Genomic DNA, 16399 nt, shown 5'->3' with positions numbered 1-16399 from the left:
TGTGAGTGTTTTCGATACAATCATGAACTTATTTAGGAAAGGAGGGGCTAAGGTAGGTATGGTACAAAGTTTAACTAGAATTATAGATCATCCAAAAATTACGATGAATGAAGATGAGTATGAACGCATTAGAATAGATAGACGTTACTTTTCAGGAGAGTTTCCGAAAGTGAAATATAGAAATTCAGACGGACGCATTCAAGAACGTGAGTATGTTTCGCTAAACATGTTGCAAGTCAGCGCTAAACGAATGGCGAGCATTGTTTTTAATGAACAGTGCAAAATTAATGTAAATGATGAAACGACCGCTGAATTCGTCAGAACGACATTGGCAAATAACGACTTTATGAAAAATTTTGAGAGTTATCTCGAATCGATGTTTGCAATGGGCGGCTTGGCTATACGTCCTTACTACGATGATATTAGCAAACAGATTAAGCTATCGTGGGCACAAGCGCCGACTATTTACCCGTTACAATCAAATAGCAATAATATCAGTAACTTTGCTATTGCAAGTAAATCAAGACGTACAGAGGGCGATAAGACGGCGTACTACACGTTGTTGGAATTCCACGAATGGAATGAAAAAGAGTATGTAGTAACAAATGAATTGTATCGTAGTGAAGAATTGAATACGGTTGGTGTAAAAGTTCCTCTTAAAATGCTTTATGCTAACATGTCTGACTCTGCTACGTTTTTTCAACAAGAATTTAGCCGCCCACAAGTCGTTTACTTGAAGCCAGCAGGATTTAATAATAAAGATATTACCTCTCCTCTTGGCCTAGGATTGGGTTCTAATGCTCGTTCAACGCTCAAACAGATAAACGATGCTAATGATCAATTTTACTGGGAAATAAAAATGGGGCAAAGGCGTGTAGCCGTTTCGAGTTCTCTTACGAAAGCAATGCCTGATCCGGCAACAGGAGTAGTAAAACCATTCTTCGATAGTGATCAGAATGTATTTCTAAAATTTACTGATACTTTTGGAGATGGTTTAGGAGTACAGGACTTAACAACACCGATTCGTGCTGATGATTATATCAAATCGATAAATAATCTTATTAAAAAATATGAGATGCAAACAGGTTTTTCAGCAGGAACATTCATCTTTAGTGAAGCTCAAGGGATTAAGACAGCGACAGAAATCGTATCAGAAAATAGCATGACCTATCAAACACGCAATAGTCAGACGGCTCAAATCGAACGTGCTATCCAAGAGTTAGTAATTTCTATTTGTGAATTGGCAAAATTGAATGGCATTTTTAAAGGAAATATTCCTGATATTGAAGACATTGCAGTGGACTTTGATGATGGCATTTTTACTGATAAGAGCGCTTTGCTTACGTATTGGGCTACTCGTATTGCTGCTGGGTTGGGAACCAAAGTACAAGCGTTAATGGCGCTAGATGGTTTGACAGAGGAAGAAGCTAAAAAGCTTGCCGATGAAATTAATGGTGAAGTGATCGATGAAACATCAACCACGCAAGAAAACATTCCAGATGTTGACATTACACCAGCTCTGAATAACCTAAATAGTGAAATGAAAGGAGGCGACGTTAATGCCAATGGCCAAACGGTTCAACAGGTATCTCTAAACGGTGCCCAAATTCAATCGCTTGTATCTATTGTCCAACAAGTGGCGGCTGGAAAACTTCCTAGAAAGTCGGCAATTGAAATGATTGTCGCCGCTTATCCGTTTGATATTGAGAAAGCTGAAAGTATTTTAGGCGAGGCTGGAAATGGCTTCAAATTATCTGAGGATGATGTCTGATGGTTGATTTAAAGACTAACCCGCATCAATTAACAATAACTAGTTCGCAAGTTCAAGATATTTACATGAGTTTGGAACAGGAAATATTTAAATTGATTGCTACCCGATTGAATACGAAAGGCATAACGTCTGACAACGTATTGACTTGGCAAAGTAAAATGTTGAACGAACTTCATTTGGTTAATGAAGCTACGATTAAGTTACTTTCTGAGGCTACTGGATTAGCTGAGGAGGCAATTAATAAGCTTTTTATTGATCAAGGATTGAAGATTTATGATGAATCAATAGCAGATATTAGCAAAGGAAATTCTAATCCGGTTATAAATCCTGATATTGATCAATTACTTAGTGGGTATGCTGATCAAACTTTTTTAGATATAAAAAACACAGTGAATCAAACGCTTGTTTCCACTAACTATGGAGAAAAATCGATAACTACTGATATGTATCAGCAAATCATCAAAGAAACAACAGGTTCAGTTATAGCGGGTACTAAGACTCCAGAACGAGCGCTAGCAGACACTATTTACAAATGGCGTGATAAAGGTATTAAGCCAGTGCTTGTCGATAAAGGTGGTAATGAATGGGGATTAGAAGGATATGTTCGAACGGTAGTAAGCACGACATCTAACAGAGCCTTTCAATCTGTACGTGATACTGCAGCTCATGACAACGGCATACGTACATTTGTAATGAGCAGCCATCCGGCAAGTCGTGAGGCGTGTGCTTCAATACAAGGGAAACTTGTCACTGATCAAAGAAAAAGTTTTACTGATAAAGAAACTGGTGAATATTTTGAAAGCCTGTATAACCATGGATATGGAACACCAGGTGGAACGTTTGGTATAAACTGCACTCATATCAAATGGCCGTATATTCCAGGGGTAAATACAAATAACCAACCGCAATATGATCGTCAAGAATCCGTTTCTAACGGTAAGATACAACAAAAACAACGAGCGTTGGAACGTCGGGTACGTGAAGAAAAACGAAAATTGGAACTCGCCAAAGAATTGGATGACGAACAGGGAATCCTTAAATATAAATTATCTGTTAGAAAATACCAGTCAGCTGTAAAGAAAATAGTGAATGACAATAACTTTCTCGGCCGTGATTATGCTCGAGAAAAAATATATTGAGGTCTAACAATTATTGTTAGGCTTTTTTATCGTCCTAAGTATGACGTTAAACTGCTCAACTCATTCGTGGTCGTTGCCACGTAAAATAATCGAAGGAGAGAATCAGCATGAAAAGAGAAGATTTGAAAGCTTTAGGACTCGATGATGAAAAGATTGGCTCGATCATGGCACTTCATGGTCAAACAGTTAACGAATTAAACGGCAAACTTACTGGTGCGCAACAAGAAGTTGAGCAGTTTAAAACACAACTGGCAAACAACCAAACAGAATTAGATTCATTAAAAAAGTCAGCTCAAGGGAATGAAGATTTAACTAAGCAACTAACTGAGTTACAAGCGGCTTTTGATACGTCGAAAGCTGAGAGTGCCGCAAAAATTACTGAACTGCAAAAGCAATCAGCAATTGATTTAGCTATTACGCAATCAGGTGCAAGAAATGTCAAAGCTGTTAAAGCTTTGCTTGATTCAAATTCTTTAGAACTTACGGATAATGGTGAAGTGAAAGGATTGGATAAAGCACTTGAAACTGTCCGATCAGAAAATGATTACTTGTTTCAAGGAGCGCCAAAACCTCCTCAGTTCGTCAATCCAAACAATCCTAACCCAAATGGTCAGGAGGATAAATCTATTTTAGAAAAAATTCAGGAAAGATTAGGTGAATAAATATGGCTTTAGTATTAGATAGTAAAGATCTAGCAACAATTGATAAAGAGTTTCGCGCAGATTCACAGGTATGGGATGTCTTAACTCAAGGAGCAAAAAGTATCACTGCTGCCGATTTTGTGGGAGCAAATGAAGTACGTATTAACAAAATGTCCGGGTTTATGGAAGCGACTGAGTATATTCGTAATGGTGAAAATGCTCGTAACCAGATTAGCATTGCTAAAGAAACTATCAAACTGACACATGAAGACTGGTTTGGATATGATGTTGACCAATTGGATCAATCAGAAAGCGCAGCATTAACAATTAACAACGTTGTGACTGAGCATAAACGTTTAATTACTGTTCCTCATCGTGATAAAGTGGCGGTTCAAGCAATGTTTGACAATGCTGGTAATAAAGTTAGCGAAACATTAACAGAAGACAATATCTTAGCTGCATACGATGCTGCTGAAGAGTATATGACAGATAATGAAGTACCTGGCGGTTATGTGATGTTTGTTTCTGCAGCAACATATCGCTTGCTGAAAAATGCAAAAGGCGTAAGCAAAACATTCTCTACTAACCAAATGCAAGTCAACGGAATCAATCGTACAGTTGCTCAAATTGATGGTGGAGTACCTATCCTAAAAGTTGCCAAAAACCGCATTAACGGAATTAGTATCCTAGATACAATCAATTTCATTATTACTCCGTTGACTGCAATTGCTCCAATCGTGAAATTTGGTACTGTTGACACAGTTCCAGCTTCACAAGACCGAAACGGATACCGTGACACTATCAAAGGTTTGGACTACTACGATGCGATTGTATTTGACAATGCTAAGAAAGCAATTTACGTTTCATACGTCCCAAAAGCGTAGACCCATCCGGCGTAACCCTAAATAAAACAACGGCTACGCTAACGGTGGGATCAACAGAAACATTGTCTGCTACTGTATCACCAGAAACGGCAACTGATAAATCAGTCAAATTTACCTCTAGCGATGAAACAATTGCAACAGTAACGCCAGTGCAAGGAAAGGTTACTGCTATTAAAGTAGGAGCTACGACGGTCACAGCGACAACCGTAAATGGTAAAACTGCTACGTGTGAAGTCACGGTAACCGCAGCAAGCGAAGGATAGCTACTAAACTATCCTTTTTAATTGAAAGGAGGCAGTTATGAGCTATCTTACGCACGATGAATATTTAAAATCAGGATTCAACAAAGTATCAGTTTCGGAGTTTGATGACTTAGAAAAATGTGCTGCACGTCAGCTTAATCGAGTGACAGGCGATTTTTACATGAGACATTCTTTAGCTGATGACACGTTCAAATATCGAGTGGATAAGTTCAAAATCGCAATGGCTGTCCAAATTGAATATTTGAAGTCAGTTGGAGTTACTTCGTTATCAGACTTACTAAATGCTTCCCCTTCAAGTGTCAGCGTTGGTCGTATGCGTATTGAAGCTGGAAGCACGAATGCAGCAACAGTTGGCAGAACGATGGTTGCAACAGAGGCTTATAACGAGTTGATCTATACGGGACTTCTTTACAAGGGAGTTGACTATCGATGATTCCTTTAATACCAAAAGAACTTTGTAACCAGTCAATTACTTTGAGGCTGCTAGATGGTCATGACAAATGGCAAAAACCTGTCTTTTCTGAACCAATCACGATTAATCATATGATCTTTCAACCTCAAACAGTGTACAGCGGTAGTAATAATAATCGGCAAGTGGTAGCCAACGCTATCGCTTTTTTGTTTGCTGGAGTATCTGATCCGATGCCAGTGATTAATAAAAATCATGTTGGGTCAAAGATTGACTTTGAAGGTGAGACTTACACTATCACGACGATCGTAGATAACCGTAATCCATACAGTAACGAAGTCTACACGTATGAGTTGGAGGTGTTGTGATGCTTGTAATTAATATTAATAAGTCTGTCTTTGATAAAAAGGTTTCGGTTTCAAATATCAAACGAGCTAAGTTTGCATTAACAAATCAAGCTTTAGCAGATATGAATCAATATGTCCCAATGAGGCCTGGAAGTGGGCATCTACGAATGAGTGGTACCTCAAATGGCGATCGCATAGCTTATCGAATGCCATATGCTGGCCCTCAATTTAGAGGGATCGTCAATGGTAGTAGAGTTAAGAATTATACAACGCCAGGGACAAGCCGACGTTGGGACCTCAGAGCAAAAGCGAATCACATGGATGATTGGCGTAGAGCGTTTATCAAAGGAGGAAACTTGTAATGGATTTATGGGAACGATTATCTGATTCAATAGATTCTATTCAAGGCCTTCCAATGCCATGCTCGATGGGATTTCTAAACGGTGAAGATACACTTTGCGTTTATTCTATGCCGGGTAGCCGAACAGTAGAAGAATACTTTGACGGTACGAAAGAGCGTGAAATGCTTTACGAAGTAGGATTTAATACAAAAGATCAAGAAAAAGCCAATCAAACTCTTTGGCTCATATCAAATCATTTAGACGAACTCTCAACTCTGAAGTCAGAAGATGAGAGCTTCGTCTTTTTAGGTATCGAAATAAGTGAGACTCCTTTCGTAAGCGAACAGGACACTCAAGGGAACTCAACTTATCTATTAGGCATCAAAATCACCATTCATCAATTCAAAAATTAGGAGGAAATTTAAATGGCAGAAAATAGTAAAGAATTTTTACTAAACTTTAAAAACAAATTGGAAATCGATACTTCAGGAAGTACAGATTTAGATCAAATCGCATCGGCTAAATTCGCACCATTAGCAGCAGGGATCACAACTATTACTCCAGCTGCAGCGGACACTACAGATGCATCCCCTTACTACGATGGAGAAGGATTCACTGATTCCACTGTAACTGGTAAAAATATCACGTTCCAAGTTGCGGGACACCGTGTATTTGGAGATCCAGCTCAAGATTATGTAGCGTCTAAATTCTTGTCAATCGGAGATGAATTACGCACGTTAGCACAATGGACTGATGCCAAAGGGAATAAGGTTCAAGCTGTTGTTACATTGACATCTATCGTGCCATTTGGTGGTGCAGCTAATGCTAAACAAACGTTCAGCTTCACAATGGCATTCAACGGCAAGCCAAAATCGGTAGCAGCGGGGGAGTGATTAGCCCCACAAGCGTAACGCTTAATAAAACAACGTTATCGCTCGCTGTTGGGGCAAATGAAACTCTTACAGCTACCGTTTTACCAGCAAATGCTACAAATAAAAACGTTACATGGTCATCCGCTGATTCAACAATTGCGACCGTCAATACGACGGGTAAAGTTGTAGCTGTAAAAGCCGGAACCACGGAAATTACAGTTAACACAGTAGATGGTAATAAGAGTGCTAAATGTACTTTAACAGTTACTTAATCATAAAATTAGAATGATTAGAGCAGGTTACCCGCTATTATGGTTACCTGCTCTTTTAATATTGGAGGAAAAACAATGGCTATCAATAATGTAATTGACTTAGATGCAAAATTATCACTAACTAAATCCGTAAAAATTGCAGGTAAAGTATATGAAGTTCAAATTTCAGATGAAATTGACAAAACTATAACCGATTTAACGACTATTGATATTCCAGATCAATTAAAAAATATGACTTCAAAACTTGAAAAAATGGATGAAGATGATAATGGAGCTAAAGAATTCAAAGAATTTACTCAATTTGAAATGGATGAATTAAAAGATAAAGCTGTAACTACTCTAGATGTGATTCTTGGGAGTGGTGAAGGTAATCGCGTTTATAATTTTTACAACAAAAGTACAAAAGCCCTTTTCACAATTATTGGATTGCTTGAAAAAGAGTTGGGGGAAGTTGTTTCTGAACGTAGTAAAACAGCAAAAAAACATTACAAAAATAATCGTAAGAAGTGATTAGATGTTTGATCTAACGAGAAAACCAGAAACAACAGTGATTATTTCAGGTAATGAGTATCAAATTGATTTGTCTTTTGACACTGTTATTCGATTCTATGAACTAATTGACGATAAAAATTTGGAGTCTATAGAAAAAATAATTCTTGGGTTCAAATTGTTTTATATCGATTCAAAAAAAGCAGAAGATACATTCACTTTTGAAGAAATGCAACAAGCTATTAACGACATAGTTGACTATATTCAATCGAATCCATATGGAAGCATTGGAAGTGAAGGAGAATCGACTGGTCAGGATTCAAATATGAATTATTCGTATTCTCAAGACGCTGGAGCTATTTATTCTTCGTTTATGGCAGATTACAAAATCGATTTGTTAAATGAGCAAGGTTCAATGCATTATCTAACTTTCAAAGCGTTGATGTCTGGTTTAAGCGAAGACACTCAATTTCAGCGGATACTAGCGATTCGGTCAAGAAGCATAGCTGGTTTAGAAGGCGAAGAACTAAATAGCTTATTAGAACTGAAAAATTATTATGCTCTTGATTCTGAAAAAACAGTTAACAGTCTCGATGATCAACTAGGCGATATGTTTTCTATGTTAGCAGCACAAGCCAAATCATAAGGAGGTGAGTATTTGAGCGCAGATGCAACAATAAATATTGATGTGATGCTGTCGAATTTACCTAAATTTAAAACAGACGTTAGTTTTGTTGATGACGTATTAACAAAATTGGGAATGAATACAGGATCAAAAATTGATGATTCATTTAAAGCCGAGACAGCAAAAGTTACAAAAATTGCCAAATCAACAAAAAAAGATGTCGATCAAACTTTTGATAAACCAGTTAAGTTCGCAATCAAGGCTGATAATTCGGATGCTGAAAAAGATGTCAAAGAGACAAAGGCTTTTTTAAAAGGCATACCGAAAAGCAAAATAACTGAACTGAAGGCGGATAATGACGGAGCATCACTGAAAATAAAAGCTACAAAAGAGGGTATAAGCAAGATACCTAACAGGAAAGAAACAATACTTAACGCAGATGCTTCACAAGCAAAAACAGAAACAAAAGACCTCGGTGATACTGCTGAAAAAACCAAATCTAAGTTTATCAGCTTGAAAGATAAACTATCTATTGGTGCGATTGCTGGTGCTTCTTCACAAGCACTGCAGATTTTAACAGGTAGTTTTTCAGATTTAATCGGTGAAACTACTCAATCATCTGACGCAATGGATAAATTCAAATCTACGATGCAGTTTGCTGGCTTTACAGAAAAAGAAACAAAAGAAGCTGCTAAATTTGTAAAAAAATATGCAGATGACACAGTATATGAATTGTCCGATATCTCGAATACTACAGCACAACTAGCAGCAAATGGTATTGGGAATTATCAAGAGTTAACAGAAGCAGCAGGGAACTTAAACGCTGTAGCAGGTGGTAATTCTGAAACATTTAAATCAGTAGCAATGATGCTTACCCAAACGGCTGGTGCAGGGAAACTAACTACAGAAAACTGGAATCAATTGGCTGATGCCATTCCCGGTGCATCAGGTAAAATGCAAGAAGCGATGAAAAACAACGGTGCTTTCACTGGAAACTTTCGTGATGCGATGGAAGAAGGTCAAATATCAGCTGAAGAATTTAGTAAAGCGATTGTTGACTTAGGTATGACTGATGTAGCTGAAGAAGCTGCAAAGTCTACTAAGACTTTTGAGGGCGCAATGGGTAACCTCCAAGCGAATATCGTTAATAAATTGAATGAGATCGTTGATGACATCGGTAAAGATAAGCTTACAGATATTATCAGCTTCATATCAGACAATACTACTAAACTATTTGATTCTATTTTGAAAGGCATAGATTATTTAAACGATAATCAGGATAAATTATCGAGTATCTTTGATAATTTGAAAAAGATTTCTAAAATATTTTTCGGTGCTGCATGGGATGCGGTTCTTGATATTATTAAAAAACTCACTGGTAATTTTAGTTTACTTTCAGAAGAAACTGGCAAAACGAAAGACCCCTTACAACGATTTGATGATGTCTTAAGTGCTTTGTCAAAACATGAAAAGGGAATAGCACTTCTAGGTAAAGCATTAGCTACTTTATTTATTGCTAAAAAAATCGTTGGTGTGGTCTCGGCTTTTGGGAAACTGCTTGATATGTTCGGCGGAAAAGCATTACTTTCTAGTCCAATTTTTCTTATACCTGCAGCAATTGCAGGAATTGGATTTGCGTTTTATAAAGCATATAAGACAAGCAAGCCATTTCGTGAGTTTATAGATGGGATTGTCGATGCAGTAAAAAACTTTGTAGAGGTATCATTAAAGAAAATCAAATCATTTTTTAAAAATGTTACAGAAGGATTTGTTGAATTTAAGGATTCAGTTACGGATAAAGTGACTAGTATCAAAAAAAGCATCAAGAAAGTTTTTAACTCCGTTATTGATTTTTTTAAAGAGGATTGGAAAGAAGTATTAACATTCATTCTAAATCCAATTGCTGGTGTAGTTGCTCTATTGTACAAACACAATAAGAAGTTTAAAAAGTGGGTAGATGATCTACTTGATACTATTAAAGATGGATTGAAAGCTTTTAAAAAGAAAGTTCTTGATCCACCATACGATGCAATTACAGATTTGATTGATAAAATAGCTAAAACTTTTTCAAAATGGATGGGCAAAATAGAAAAAGCTCTTGAAAAAGCGGGTAAGAAACTTGGGAAAGCTACAGAGGTAATTTTTTGGCTTATCTATGGGCCAATACGGTTATTAGGTAGAAAAATAAAAAAAGGTTTCGATGAAGTTGCTGAATGGATAGAAGATAAACTTGAAAAAGCAGGGAAAGCAGTTGGGAAGGTTGTCGATAAAATCTCTTCAACAATAAAAAAAATCTTTAATTCTTTATCAAAATCAGTAAAAAAATCAATGGAATTATTTACTGAATATGTTATTGAGCCTGTGGATTCAGTTCGAAAAAAAGTCGTTAAAACAATTAGTAACTTAGTAGATAAAGTGGTCGATTTCTTTGTTGATTTAGTCAATATTACAAAGCACAAATGGAGAGAAATAAAATCCTCGATGGAGAAACCGGTTGATGATGCTAAAGAAAACGTATCTAAGACTATCAGTAGATTAAAAGAAAAAATAGCGGAAATATTTGAACGTATCCAATCAGTAACTAAGAGTGCGTGGAATACAATTAAACGCTATACAATTGAACCGATAGAGGATGCCTATGAAAAGGTAGTAAAAAAAGTTGGAGAGATTTACTCTGGTGTAACAAAATATTGGAATGATCTAAAGGACAAAACCAAAGAAAAATTCGATGAAATCGTTGATTATGTTAAAAAAGTTCCTGGTCGAATTGGTGATGCTTTTAAAGATGGAAAAGAAGCAATCGGCGATGGTATTAAAGCTGCAGCGCAATACATGGTTGATATTTTAGGTAATGGAGTCAATGGCGTAATTAAAGGTATCAACTGGGTACTGGAAAAAGTTGATGCACCAGATTCTGTTCGAGTTGATAAATGGGATGTTCCTAAATTTGCTACAGGTGGTATTCACCAAGGTGGATTGATGCTTGTTAACGATGGCGAAGGAGAGGAATTGGTTCGACATCCTGATGGAAGAATGGAAATTCCAAAAGGGAAAAATGTTTTGATGCATGCGGAAGCTGGTACTCAAGTATTGAATCATAGCCAAACAAAATCGTTTGCTGAAGCTTTTGGTATTCCAATGTACGCAAAAGGAAACGTAAGCAATCTAGGTGATTTCTTCAAGTCTGCATGGAACGGAATAAAAGACATTGGTTCTGATATTTTAGATGCAGTTCAACATCCAGTGGAGTTTGTCAAAAAAGCTATTTCAGAACATGTGAATTTCGATGCTACTCATCCAGTATTTGATATTGCTACAGGCGGTGTCAAGAAAGTAACAAATGGCGTTATGGATTGGATCAAAGATAAAATAGCAAGTTTTGGTTCTATTGGCGGAAGTTTTGACGGGGCGATGGCTGACAATGTCTATAAATATTTAGTAGATATTGCAAATCAAACAGTAAGTAAATTTGGCATGAGTGGTATCACTTCGGGTTATCGACCAGGAGACCCTTATTACCACGGAAAACACCAAGCGATTGATATTGCTTATCCTGCTGGAATGAATGGTTCAAGTAAGTATTTCGATCCTGCGAACTGGGTGTTTGAACATTTTGCTGATAAGGTTGGCTATGTTATTACTCAAGGTAAAGTTCGAGATAGGACAGGTCAATCAGGGCAACCTGCTACAGGAAATTGGGAGACATGGCCAGATAACGATCACTACGACCATTTGCATATTACAGGTAAGCTTGGCTCTGGTGATATTTATAAAGCAGGCGAAGGTGGCGGAAAAGGTTCGCCTACAGGTTCTGGCGTTGCAAGGTGGACTAGCCAATTAAAAGAAGCCTTGCGAATGAATGGATTACCAACCACTGCTTCGTATGTCAATGCTTGGTTAAGGCAAATCGAAACTGAATCAGGAGGCAATGAGCGTGCTGTTCAGCCTGGAATAGACCCAGATGGTGATGGCTCTGGTCCAGCAATGGGACTAATACAAGCTAAGAAAGGAACATTTTTAGCAAATGCGTTTCCTAGCCACGGAAATATTTTTAATGGTTTTGATAGCATGCTTGCTGGTATTAGATATGCACTGAAAAGATATGGTCCTGATATGCTCGCAGTCATTGGTCATGGTCATGGTTACTCAAATGGGGGAGAAGTATTTGGACCAGAGTTAGCTATGTTTGGTGAAGACCCTGCTTATCCATATGAAATCAACATCAATCCTGCAAAACCAAGTGCAGATATGCTGATTCAAAAAGCGATTGTTGCAAGAGAGAGATACAAACCAGCCGTACAAACAAATCAAGTGGTTTATTCAAATCAACATCCAAGTGGCGGAAATGAGCACAAAACGATGAGTAAAAAAGATATTGAAACAATCGTTCAAGCGTTAAATGAAAGACCAGTGCGTGTCGAAAGTATTCTAGACGGTAAGAAAGTCAGCAAAAGTGTAGATGAATATACTGGTTCATCATTAGCAAGAAAACTATATACGAGAGGAAAGAATTTCAATGGATGATAAAACATCAGTATTTCTCCAATTTAGTACAGGTAAATTTGACTTACTAGCAAATTACCGAATAAAAATTATTGATATAAAAATTGGGATGCCAGTACCTAAAAATGAATTTTCTTCTTATGCAGGTTCAGTAGGAAAAAAGCTGCTGACACACTCATTTGATTCTTTTCCTATTACTCTTGAATTTGATTATTTTGCAGACAATCTAAATGATCTTATTTTGACTGAAACAGAATTGAGAGAACTATTTAATAAAGAAGCTGAATACTACTTTATCTATACGAAAGAACCTGGTAAAAGATTTCCAGTGATCGTTGAGAGTATGACTATAACCAAAAAGGCATATTTTAAAGGAAATTGTGTTGTATCATTTTCCGCCTATAAAGGATATTCTGAATCGATGGCAACGACTTTATCTGATTTCAGTTTAGATGAGGATTGGCAGTTTTCTCAAGGTCTAGTTTCTGAAGATTTTAGTTATACACACAATACTAGTTTCTTTAAGATTTTTAATGCTGGCAGTTTTGAAATTGATCCGAGAGAGTCAGATTTACGTATTACCCTCGAAGGAGAATCAGAAGGAAATGTGACTATTTTCAATAAGACCACAGGCGATCGTTTCATTTATTATCCTTCTCTCTCAACTAATTTAGGGCAGACGTTAGTTTTGGATGGCGTATACCCAAAATTGAATGGTGTAAGTTGTGGTATTGATACAAACCATGGACTAATCACTTTAGCTGAAGGGGTCAATGAAATCGAAATTCAAAATATTACTAGAGTGAAATCTTCTTGGGATTTCCGTTTTTTGTATAAGTAGGTGATACTTTGAAAAACATATTAATACGTAATTATGAAGAAACGAAAGAGGAAATCCTTATTAACTACGATAAGGATTCTTTTTCTGTCTCGTGGCAACAAAATGAAACGTGGGAGTTATCTGTGACTGTACCAGAAACAAAACGGAATCAAATAACCTTTGATTTAATTGACTATGAAAACTATGTTGTTTTTGATGGTCAGCAGTATTCAATCAAGCAGATGAGACCATATGCTTCTGGTAGCCAAATCTATAAAGATGTAGTAGCAACTCATGTCTATTACACTATTCAAGATGGATGGCAATATGACACCATATCTGGAACAAAATCAATCAATGATCTTCTGACTCATATTTTTAAAGCAGGAAATCGTGGATTCAGTTGGGAAGTTGTAGATCCCAACAATGTATTTTTAAAAAAGGAACAGGAGAACTTTGGAAATGATAATTATTTAAATCTTATTAATGAAATTTTGGAAGATTACGGTGCCGTTGTGATACCAAACAATAAGCACTTAGTATTTTATCCCATTTCAGAATATGGAAATATAACTGAGCAACAAATCCGATATAAATATAATACGGATGAAGTGTCGTTTGATATTGATACTTATGCTTTGAAAACACAAATTAAAGGATTTGGTAAGAAAAAAGAAGATGACTCATATTATTTTAATCCAGTTACTTATACTAGTCCCGAATCAAAGAAATGGGGAATCAGGATACAAGACCCAATAGAAGACGAACGTTACACTATTCAAAATAATATGATTGAATATCTAAAACAGCAGTTACACGACTATCCAGATGTTTCAGGATCCGTAACACTAAAATGGGCTGTATCTCTTAACAAAGGGGATAAGGTCCTTTTTGTTTATGAACCTTTGAATATAAGTACCTACATTCAAGTTGTGGGAATTACTAATCATCCAGCTATCCCTAATAAAGCGCCAGAGATTGTATTATCAAATACCAAGAAAACAATCACTTCAATACTGGCGAATCTTGCTAAGAAAGGACTGATGTAAATGGGGTTAATTAAATTATTATCAAACAATATTGCTTTGAAGTGGAAAGAAACATTTAACCAAAATGTTGATTATCTAAATAAACTAGAAACTACTTTAAAAGAAAGAGATGACCAGTTAAATACTCGTGTTGATAATCTCGTGCTTCATTCAGGTGGTGATTCTCCTAACGAAGTAGTGGATGCTCGGGTGAATCACATAGGCGAAACATTCGCTACGTTACAAGGAAGACTGACAGACACCGAAAAAAAAGTTTCTGAAAGCGTCTCTACCCTAGAAAAAAATCAAGCTGATATAAAAGCACAAGTCGCTCAATTAAACAATAGTGTAGAAACAATTATTGGTGGTAGTGCTGACTGGATAAATCTTTATGTTTCAGCTGATTTGGGAAGCGACCAAATTGGAGATGGATCAGAAGAAAAACCATTTGCGACAATTCAGATGGCTGTAAATCAGATCCCGTTAGTTTCTATTCCTGGAATTAGCATTTGGGTAGATGATGGTGTTTATTTGGAAGATGTTTTCATAAGAAATGTTAGTGCTACTACTATTCATATTGGCCCTAAAAATGATACATCTGTAATTGATCCATCAAAATCAGATATGCCAGTAAAACTTCGCAGTCTTACATTTTATCAATGTAAAGGTTTTTTCAAGGTCACAGGTCTTCAATTTGTAGATACTATAAATGCGCCCAAAAATAGTGGATTAATATATAGTCTGATGTTGCTACAAGGAGGATATCTTTCTGTCGATAAGTGTAAATTTGCTGAGGATAACAGAAATTTAATCAGCGCAGCGATTTATACAGAAGGGTTGTCTGCTTCTAACGTCTACAATACTTGCTATTTTTATAGACAAAATATTGTAGTTTATGCCAATTTAATGTCACAAGTTCTTATATCACAACAAACAAGCGGCAAAGAAAACACAACAGGTGCTAGGAGTAAGGATGCAATCATTCGTGGGAAATTCCCAGTGGGTTTTGCTGATATAAATGAAGATGTTAAAGATCTTGGCTTAATCATTACTAAAGGGACGGTGTTGTCCTGATGGCGTTTAAAATTAATGAATCGATTATTGTGATTCAAGCAGAAGCCACTAGTCCAAACAGGACGAATGTTGTTTTTTGGTCGCATGATCGGGGAACAGCTAAGCTTCGAATGAAGTTAGTTCGGAAAAACGGCATTCCTCAAAGTCTGCCAGAAGGGACAACTGTTCCGATTCGCTTGATGTTCAAATCTGCAACGGCAGAAGGTGGTTATGGTAAACATGACTATCTAGCTACGGTAGAAGATCCTGTGAATGGTATTGTTTCTATTGTGTTAGAGGATAATATACTGGGATACGTAGGCACCGTAGAAGGTAGCGTATATATTGATTTTCCAAACGACCGCTCGTTAGATACAGCTGGTCGTTTTACTTTTGACATCAAACGCAGTCCAATCGATGATAGTACGCCAGAACTAGAAGATTATTATTTCAATGGGTTTAGCCAGACAATCGATAAAATCGAAAAAATTCTAGCTGATGGAAAGCAAGAGATTGAACAAAAAATTGCGGAATCTGAAACGCAGATTGATGGGAAACTGAAAGACACAAACGACAAAATCACGAAAGCCAATCAAGATGTCGCAACTATCAATACGAATATTGATAAAGCCAATGATCGTATTGATCAAACCAATCAGAAAATCGGCGATCTCGGCAAGCTGAAAAAGATGTACAGTAACAGCATCGACTTCGGGGGCTATGATTATTCGGGAAGAGCTAACTTAGCACCTAACCTAGATTTTAGCAAGTTTAGTAGTAATGGAACAACAATAACAAAACCATTAGCTTGTTTCAAAGATCACGAAACATATTTAGAACTAGACAGTAGCGATCCTTCGGCAGTCAACATAAACAGAAATATATACGTGCCAAATTGCTCAGCGTTGCTTCCTAATAATGTGTATATTATGACAGTCCCAA

The 16399-nt window shown here is 36.8% G+C and carries 18 protein-coding genes; all 18 read left to right on the top strand.

Going from position 1 to position 16399, the window contains the following annotated elements; all coding sequences use genetic code 11:
* The first annotated feature begins 1 nt into the window (after position 1).
* Positions 2 to 1771 carry a phage portal protein gene (locus tag KFO35_RS00090; protein ID WP_156271768.1) on the top strand — a complete coding sequence of 590 codons (1770 nt, stop codon included), beginning with the start codon at positions 2 to 4 and terminating at the stop codon, positions 1769 to 1771.
* A complete protein-coding gene (locus tag KFO35_RS00085; protein WP_156271766.1) occupies positions 1771 to 2910 on the top strand; it encodes a phage minor capsid protein in 1140 nt (379 codons plus the stop codon). Before KFO35_RS00090 ends, KFO35_RS00085 begins: the two co-directional genes overlap by 1 nt.
* 107 nt (positions 2911 to 3017) lie before the next feature.
* Positions 3018 to 3572, top strand: a complete 555-nt coding sequence (locus tag KFO35_RS00080) for a phage scaffolding protein (RefSeq protein ID WP_156271764.1) — start codon at positions 3018 to 3020, stop codon at positions 3570 to 3572.
* A 2-nt stretch (positions 3573 to 3574) separates the two neighbouring features.
* Positions 3575 to 4435 (top strand): capsid protein, encoded by an 861-nt coding sequence (locus tag KFO35_RS00075; protein WP_156271762.1) that lies wholly within the window; start codon positions 3575 to 3577, stop codon positions 4433 to 4435.
* Positions 4436 to 4479: 44 nt separating this feature from the next.
* A complete protein-coding gene (locus KFO35_RS00070) occupies positions 4480 to 4698 on the top strand; it encodes an Ig-like domain-containing protein (protein WP_231401906.1) in 219 nt (72 codons plus the stop codon).
* Between the two features lie 37 nt (positions 4699 to 4735).
* The gene (locus KFO35_RS00065; protein WP_156271760.1) at positions 4736 to 5131 is read left to right on the top strand and encodes a hypothetical protein; all 396 of its coding nucleotides are present in this window, start codon (positions 4736 to 4738) and stop codon (positions 5129 to 5131) included.
* The gene (locus tag KFO35_RS00060) at positions 5128 to 5475 is read left to right on the top strand and encodes a putative minor capsid protein (protein ID WP_156271758.1); all 348 of its coding nucleotides are present in this window, start codon (positions 5128 to 5130) and stop codon (positions 5473 to 5475) included. The genes KFO35_RS00065 and KFO35_RS00060 overlap by 4 nt, the downstream gene beginning before the upstream one ends.
* Positions 5475 to 5816 (top strand): minor capsid protein, encoded by a 342-nt coding sequence (locus tag KFO35_RS00055; RefSeq protein ID WP_156271756.1) that lies wholly within the window; start codon positions 5475 to 5477, stop codon positions 5814 to 5816. Before KFO35_RS00060 ends, KFO35_RS00055 begins: the two co-directional genes overlap by 1 nt.
* On the top strand, positions 5816 to 6208 hold the full coding sequence (locus KFO35_RS00050) for a phage tail terminator protein (protein WP_002314915.1): 393 nt from the start codon (positions 5816 to 5818) through the stop codon (positions 6206 to 6208). Before KFO35_RS00055 ends, KFO35_RS00050 begins: the two co-directional genes overlap by 1 nt.
* A 12-nt stretch (positions 6209 to 6220) precedes the next feature.
* Positions 6221 to 6688, top strand: coding sequence for a phage tail tube protein (locus tag KFO35_RS00045; protein WP_002334700.1), 468 nt, complete (start codon positions 6221 to 6223; stop codon positions 6686 to 6688).
* The gene (locus tag KFO35_RS00040; protein ID WP_167513732.1) at positions 6685 to 6939 is read left to right on the top strand and encodes an Ig-like domain-containing protein; all 255 of its coding nucleotides are present in this window, start codon (positions 6685 to 6687) and stop codon (positions 6937 to 6939) included. Before KFO35_RS00045 ends, KFO35_RS00040 begins: the two co-directional genes overlap by 4 nt.
* Before the next feature lie 75 nt (positions 6940 to 7014).
* Positions 7015 to 7449, top strand: a complete 435-nt coding sequence (locus KFO35_RS00035; protein WP_156271754.1) for a hypothetical protein — start codon at positions 7015 to 7017, stop codon at positions 7447 to 7449.
* 4 nt (positions 7450 to 7453) lie between these two features.
* Positions 7454 to 8074 (top strand): Gp15 family bacteriophage protein, encoded by a 621-nt coding sequence (locus tag KFO35_RS00030; RefSeq protein ID WP_002318698.1) that lies wholly within the window; start codon positions 7454 to 7456, stop codon positions 8072 to 8074.
* Positions 8075 to 8086: 12 nt separating this feature from the next.
* Positions 8087 to 12577, top strand: coding sequence for a tape measure protein (locus tag KFO35_RS00025; protein WP_156271752.1), 4491 nt, complete (start codon positions 8087 to 8089; stop codon positions 12575 to 12577).
* Positions 12570 to 13397, top strand: a complete 828-nt coding sequence (locus KFO35_RS00020) for a phage tail domain-containing protein (RefSeq protein ID WP_098189017.1) — start codon at positions 12570 to 12572, stop codon at positions 13395 to 13397. The genes KFO35_RS00025 and KFO35_RS00020 overlap by 8 nt, the downstream gene beginning before the upstream one ends.
* A gap of 8 nt (positions 13398 to 13405) precedes the next feature.
* Positions 13406 to 14425: a phage tail protein gene (locus KFO35_RS00015; RefSeq protein ID WP_156271750.1), complete on the top strand. Its 1020-nt coding sequence runs from the start codon at positions 13406 to 13408 to the stop codon at positions 14423 to 14425.
* On the top strand, positions 14426 to 15478 hold the full coding sequence (locus KFO35_RS00010) for a hypothetical protein (RefSeq protein ID WP_156271748.1): 1053 nt from the start codon (positions 14426 to 14428) through the stop codon (positions 15476 to 15478).
* Positions 15478 to 16399 (top strand): BppU family phage baseplate upper protein (locus tag KFO35_RS00005; protein ID WP_211140333.1); only part of this gene is annotated, 922 nt, incomplete at its 3' end. The genes KFO35_RS00010 and KFO35_RS00005, both read left to right, overlap by 1 nt.

Origin of the sequence: Enterococcus lactis (assembly GCF_015751045.1) — a bacterium.
Taxonomy (GTDB): domain Bacteria; phylum Bacillota; class Bacilli; order Lactobacillales; family Enterococcaceae; genus Enterococcus_B; species Enterococcus_B lactis.
The sequence above is the reverse complement of the archived record's forward strand: the minus strand, read 5'-3'. Positions and strand labels throughout refer to the sequence as shown.

What these genes read in the sequence shown, in the direction of transcription:
- KFO35_RS00085 (WP_156271766.1), top strand. Translation starts at nt 1,771, where the DNA reads ATGGTTGATTTAAAGACTAACCCGCATCAATTAACAATAACTAGTTCG.
- KFO35_RS00080 (WP_156271764.1), top strand. Translation starts at nt 3,018, where the DNA reads ATGAAAAGAGAAGATTTGAAAGCTTTAGGACTCGATGATGAAAAGATT.
- KFO35_RS00075 (WP_156271762.1), top strand. Translation starts at nt 3,575, where the DNA reads ATGGCTTTAGTATTAGATAGTAAAGATCTAGCAACAATTGATAAAGAG.
- KFO35_RS00065 (WP_156271760.1), top strand. Translation starts at nt 4,736, where the DNA reads ATGAGCTATCTTACGCACGATGAATATTTAAAATCAGGATTCAACAAA.
- KFO35_RS00060 (WP_156271758.1), top strand. Translation starts at nt 5,128, where the DNA reads ATGATTCCTTTAATACCAAAAGAACTTTGTAACCAGTCAATTACTTTG.
- KFO35_RS00055 (WP_156271756.1), top strand. Translation starts at nt 5,475, where the DNA reads ATGCTTGTAATTAATATTAATAAGTCTGTCTTTGATAAAAAGGTTTCG.
- KFO35_RS00050 (WP_002314915.1), top strand. Translation starts at nt 5,816, where the DNA reads ATGGATTTATGGGAACGATTATCTGATTCAATAGATTCTATTCAAGGC.
- KFO35_RS00045 (WP_002334700.1), top strand. Translation starts at nt 6,221, where the DNA reads ATGGCAGAAAATAGTAAAGAATTTTTACTAAACTTTAAAAACAAATTG.
- KFO35_RS00035 (WP_156271754.1), top strand. Translation starts at nt 7,015, where the DNA reads ATGGCTATCAATAATGTAATTGACTTAGATGCAAAATTATCACTAACT.
- KFO35_RS00030 (WP_002318698.1), top strand. Translation starts at nt 7,454, where the DNA reads ATGTTTGATCTAACGAGAAAACCAGAAACAACAGTGATTATTTCAGGT.
- KFO35_RS00020 (WP_098189017.1), top strand. Translation starts at nt 12,570, where the DNA reads ATGGATGATAAAACATCAGTATTTCTCCAATTTAGTACAGGTAAATTT.
- KFO35_RS00010 (WP_156271748.1), top strand. Translation starts at nt 14,426, where the DNA reads ATGGGGTTAATTAAATTATTATCAAACAATATTGCTTTGAAGTGGAAA.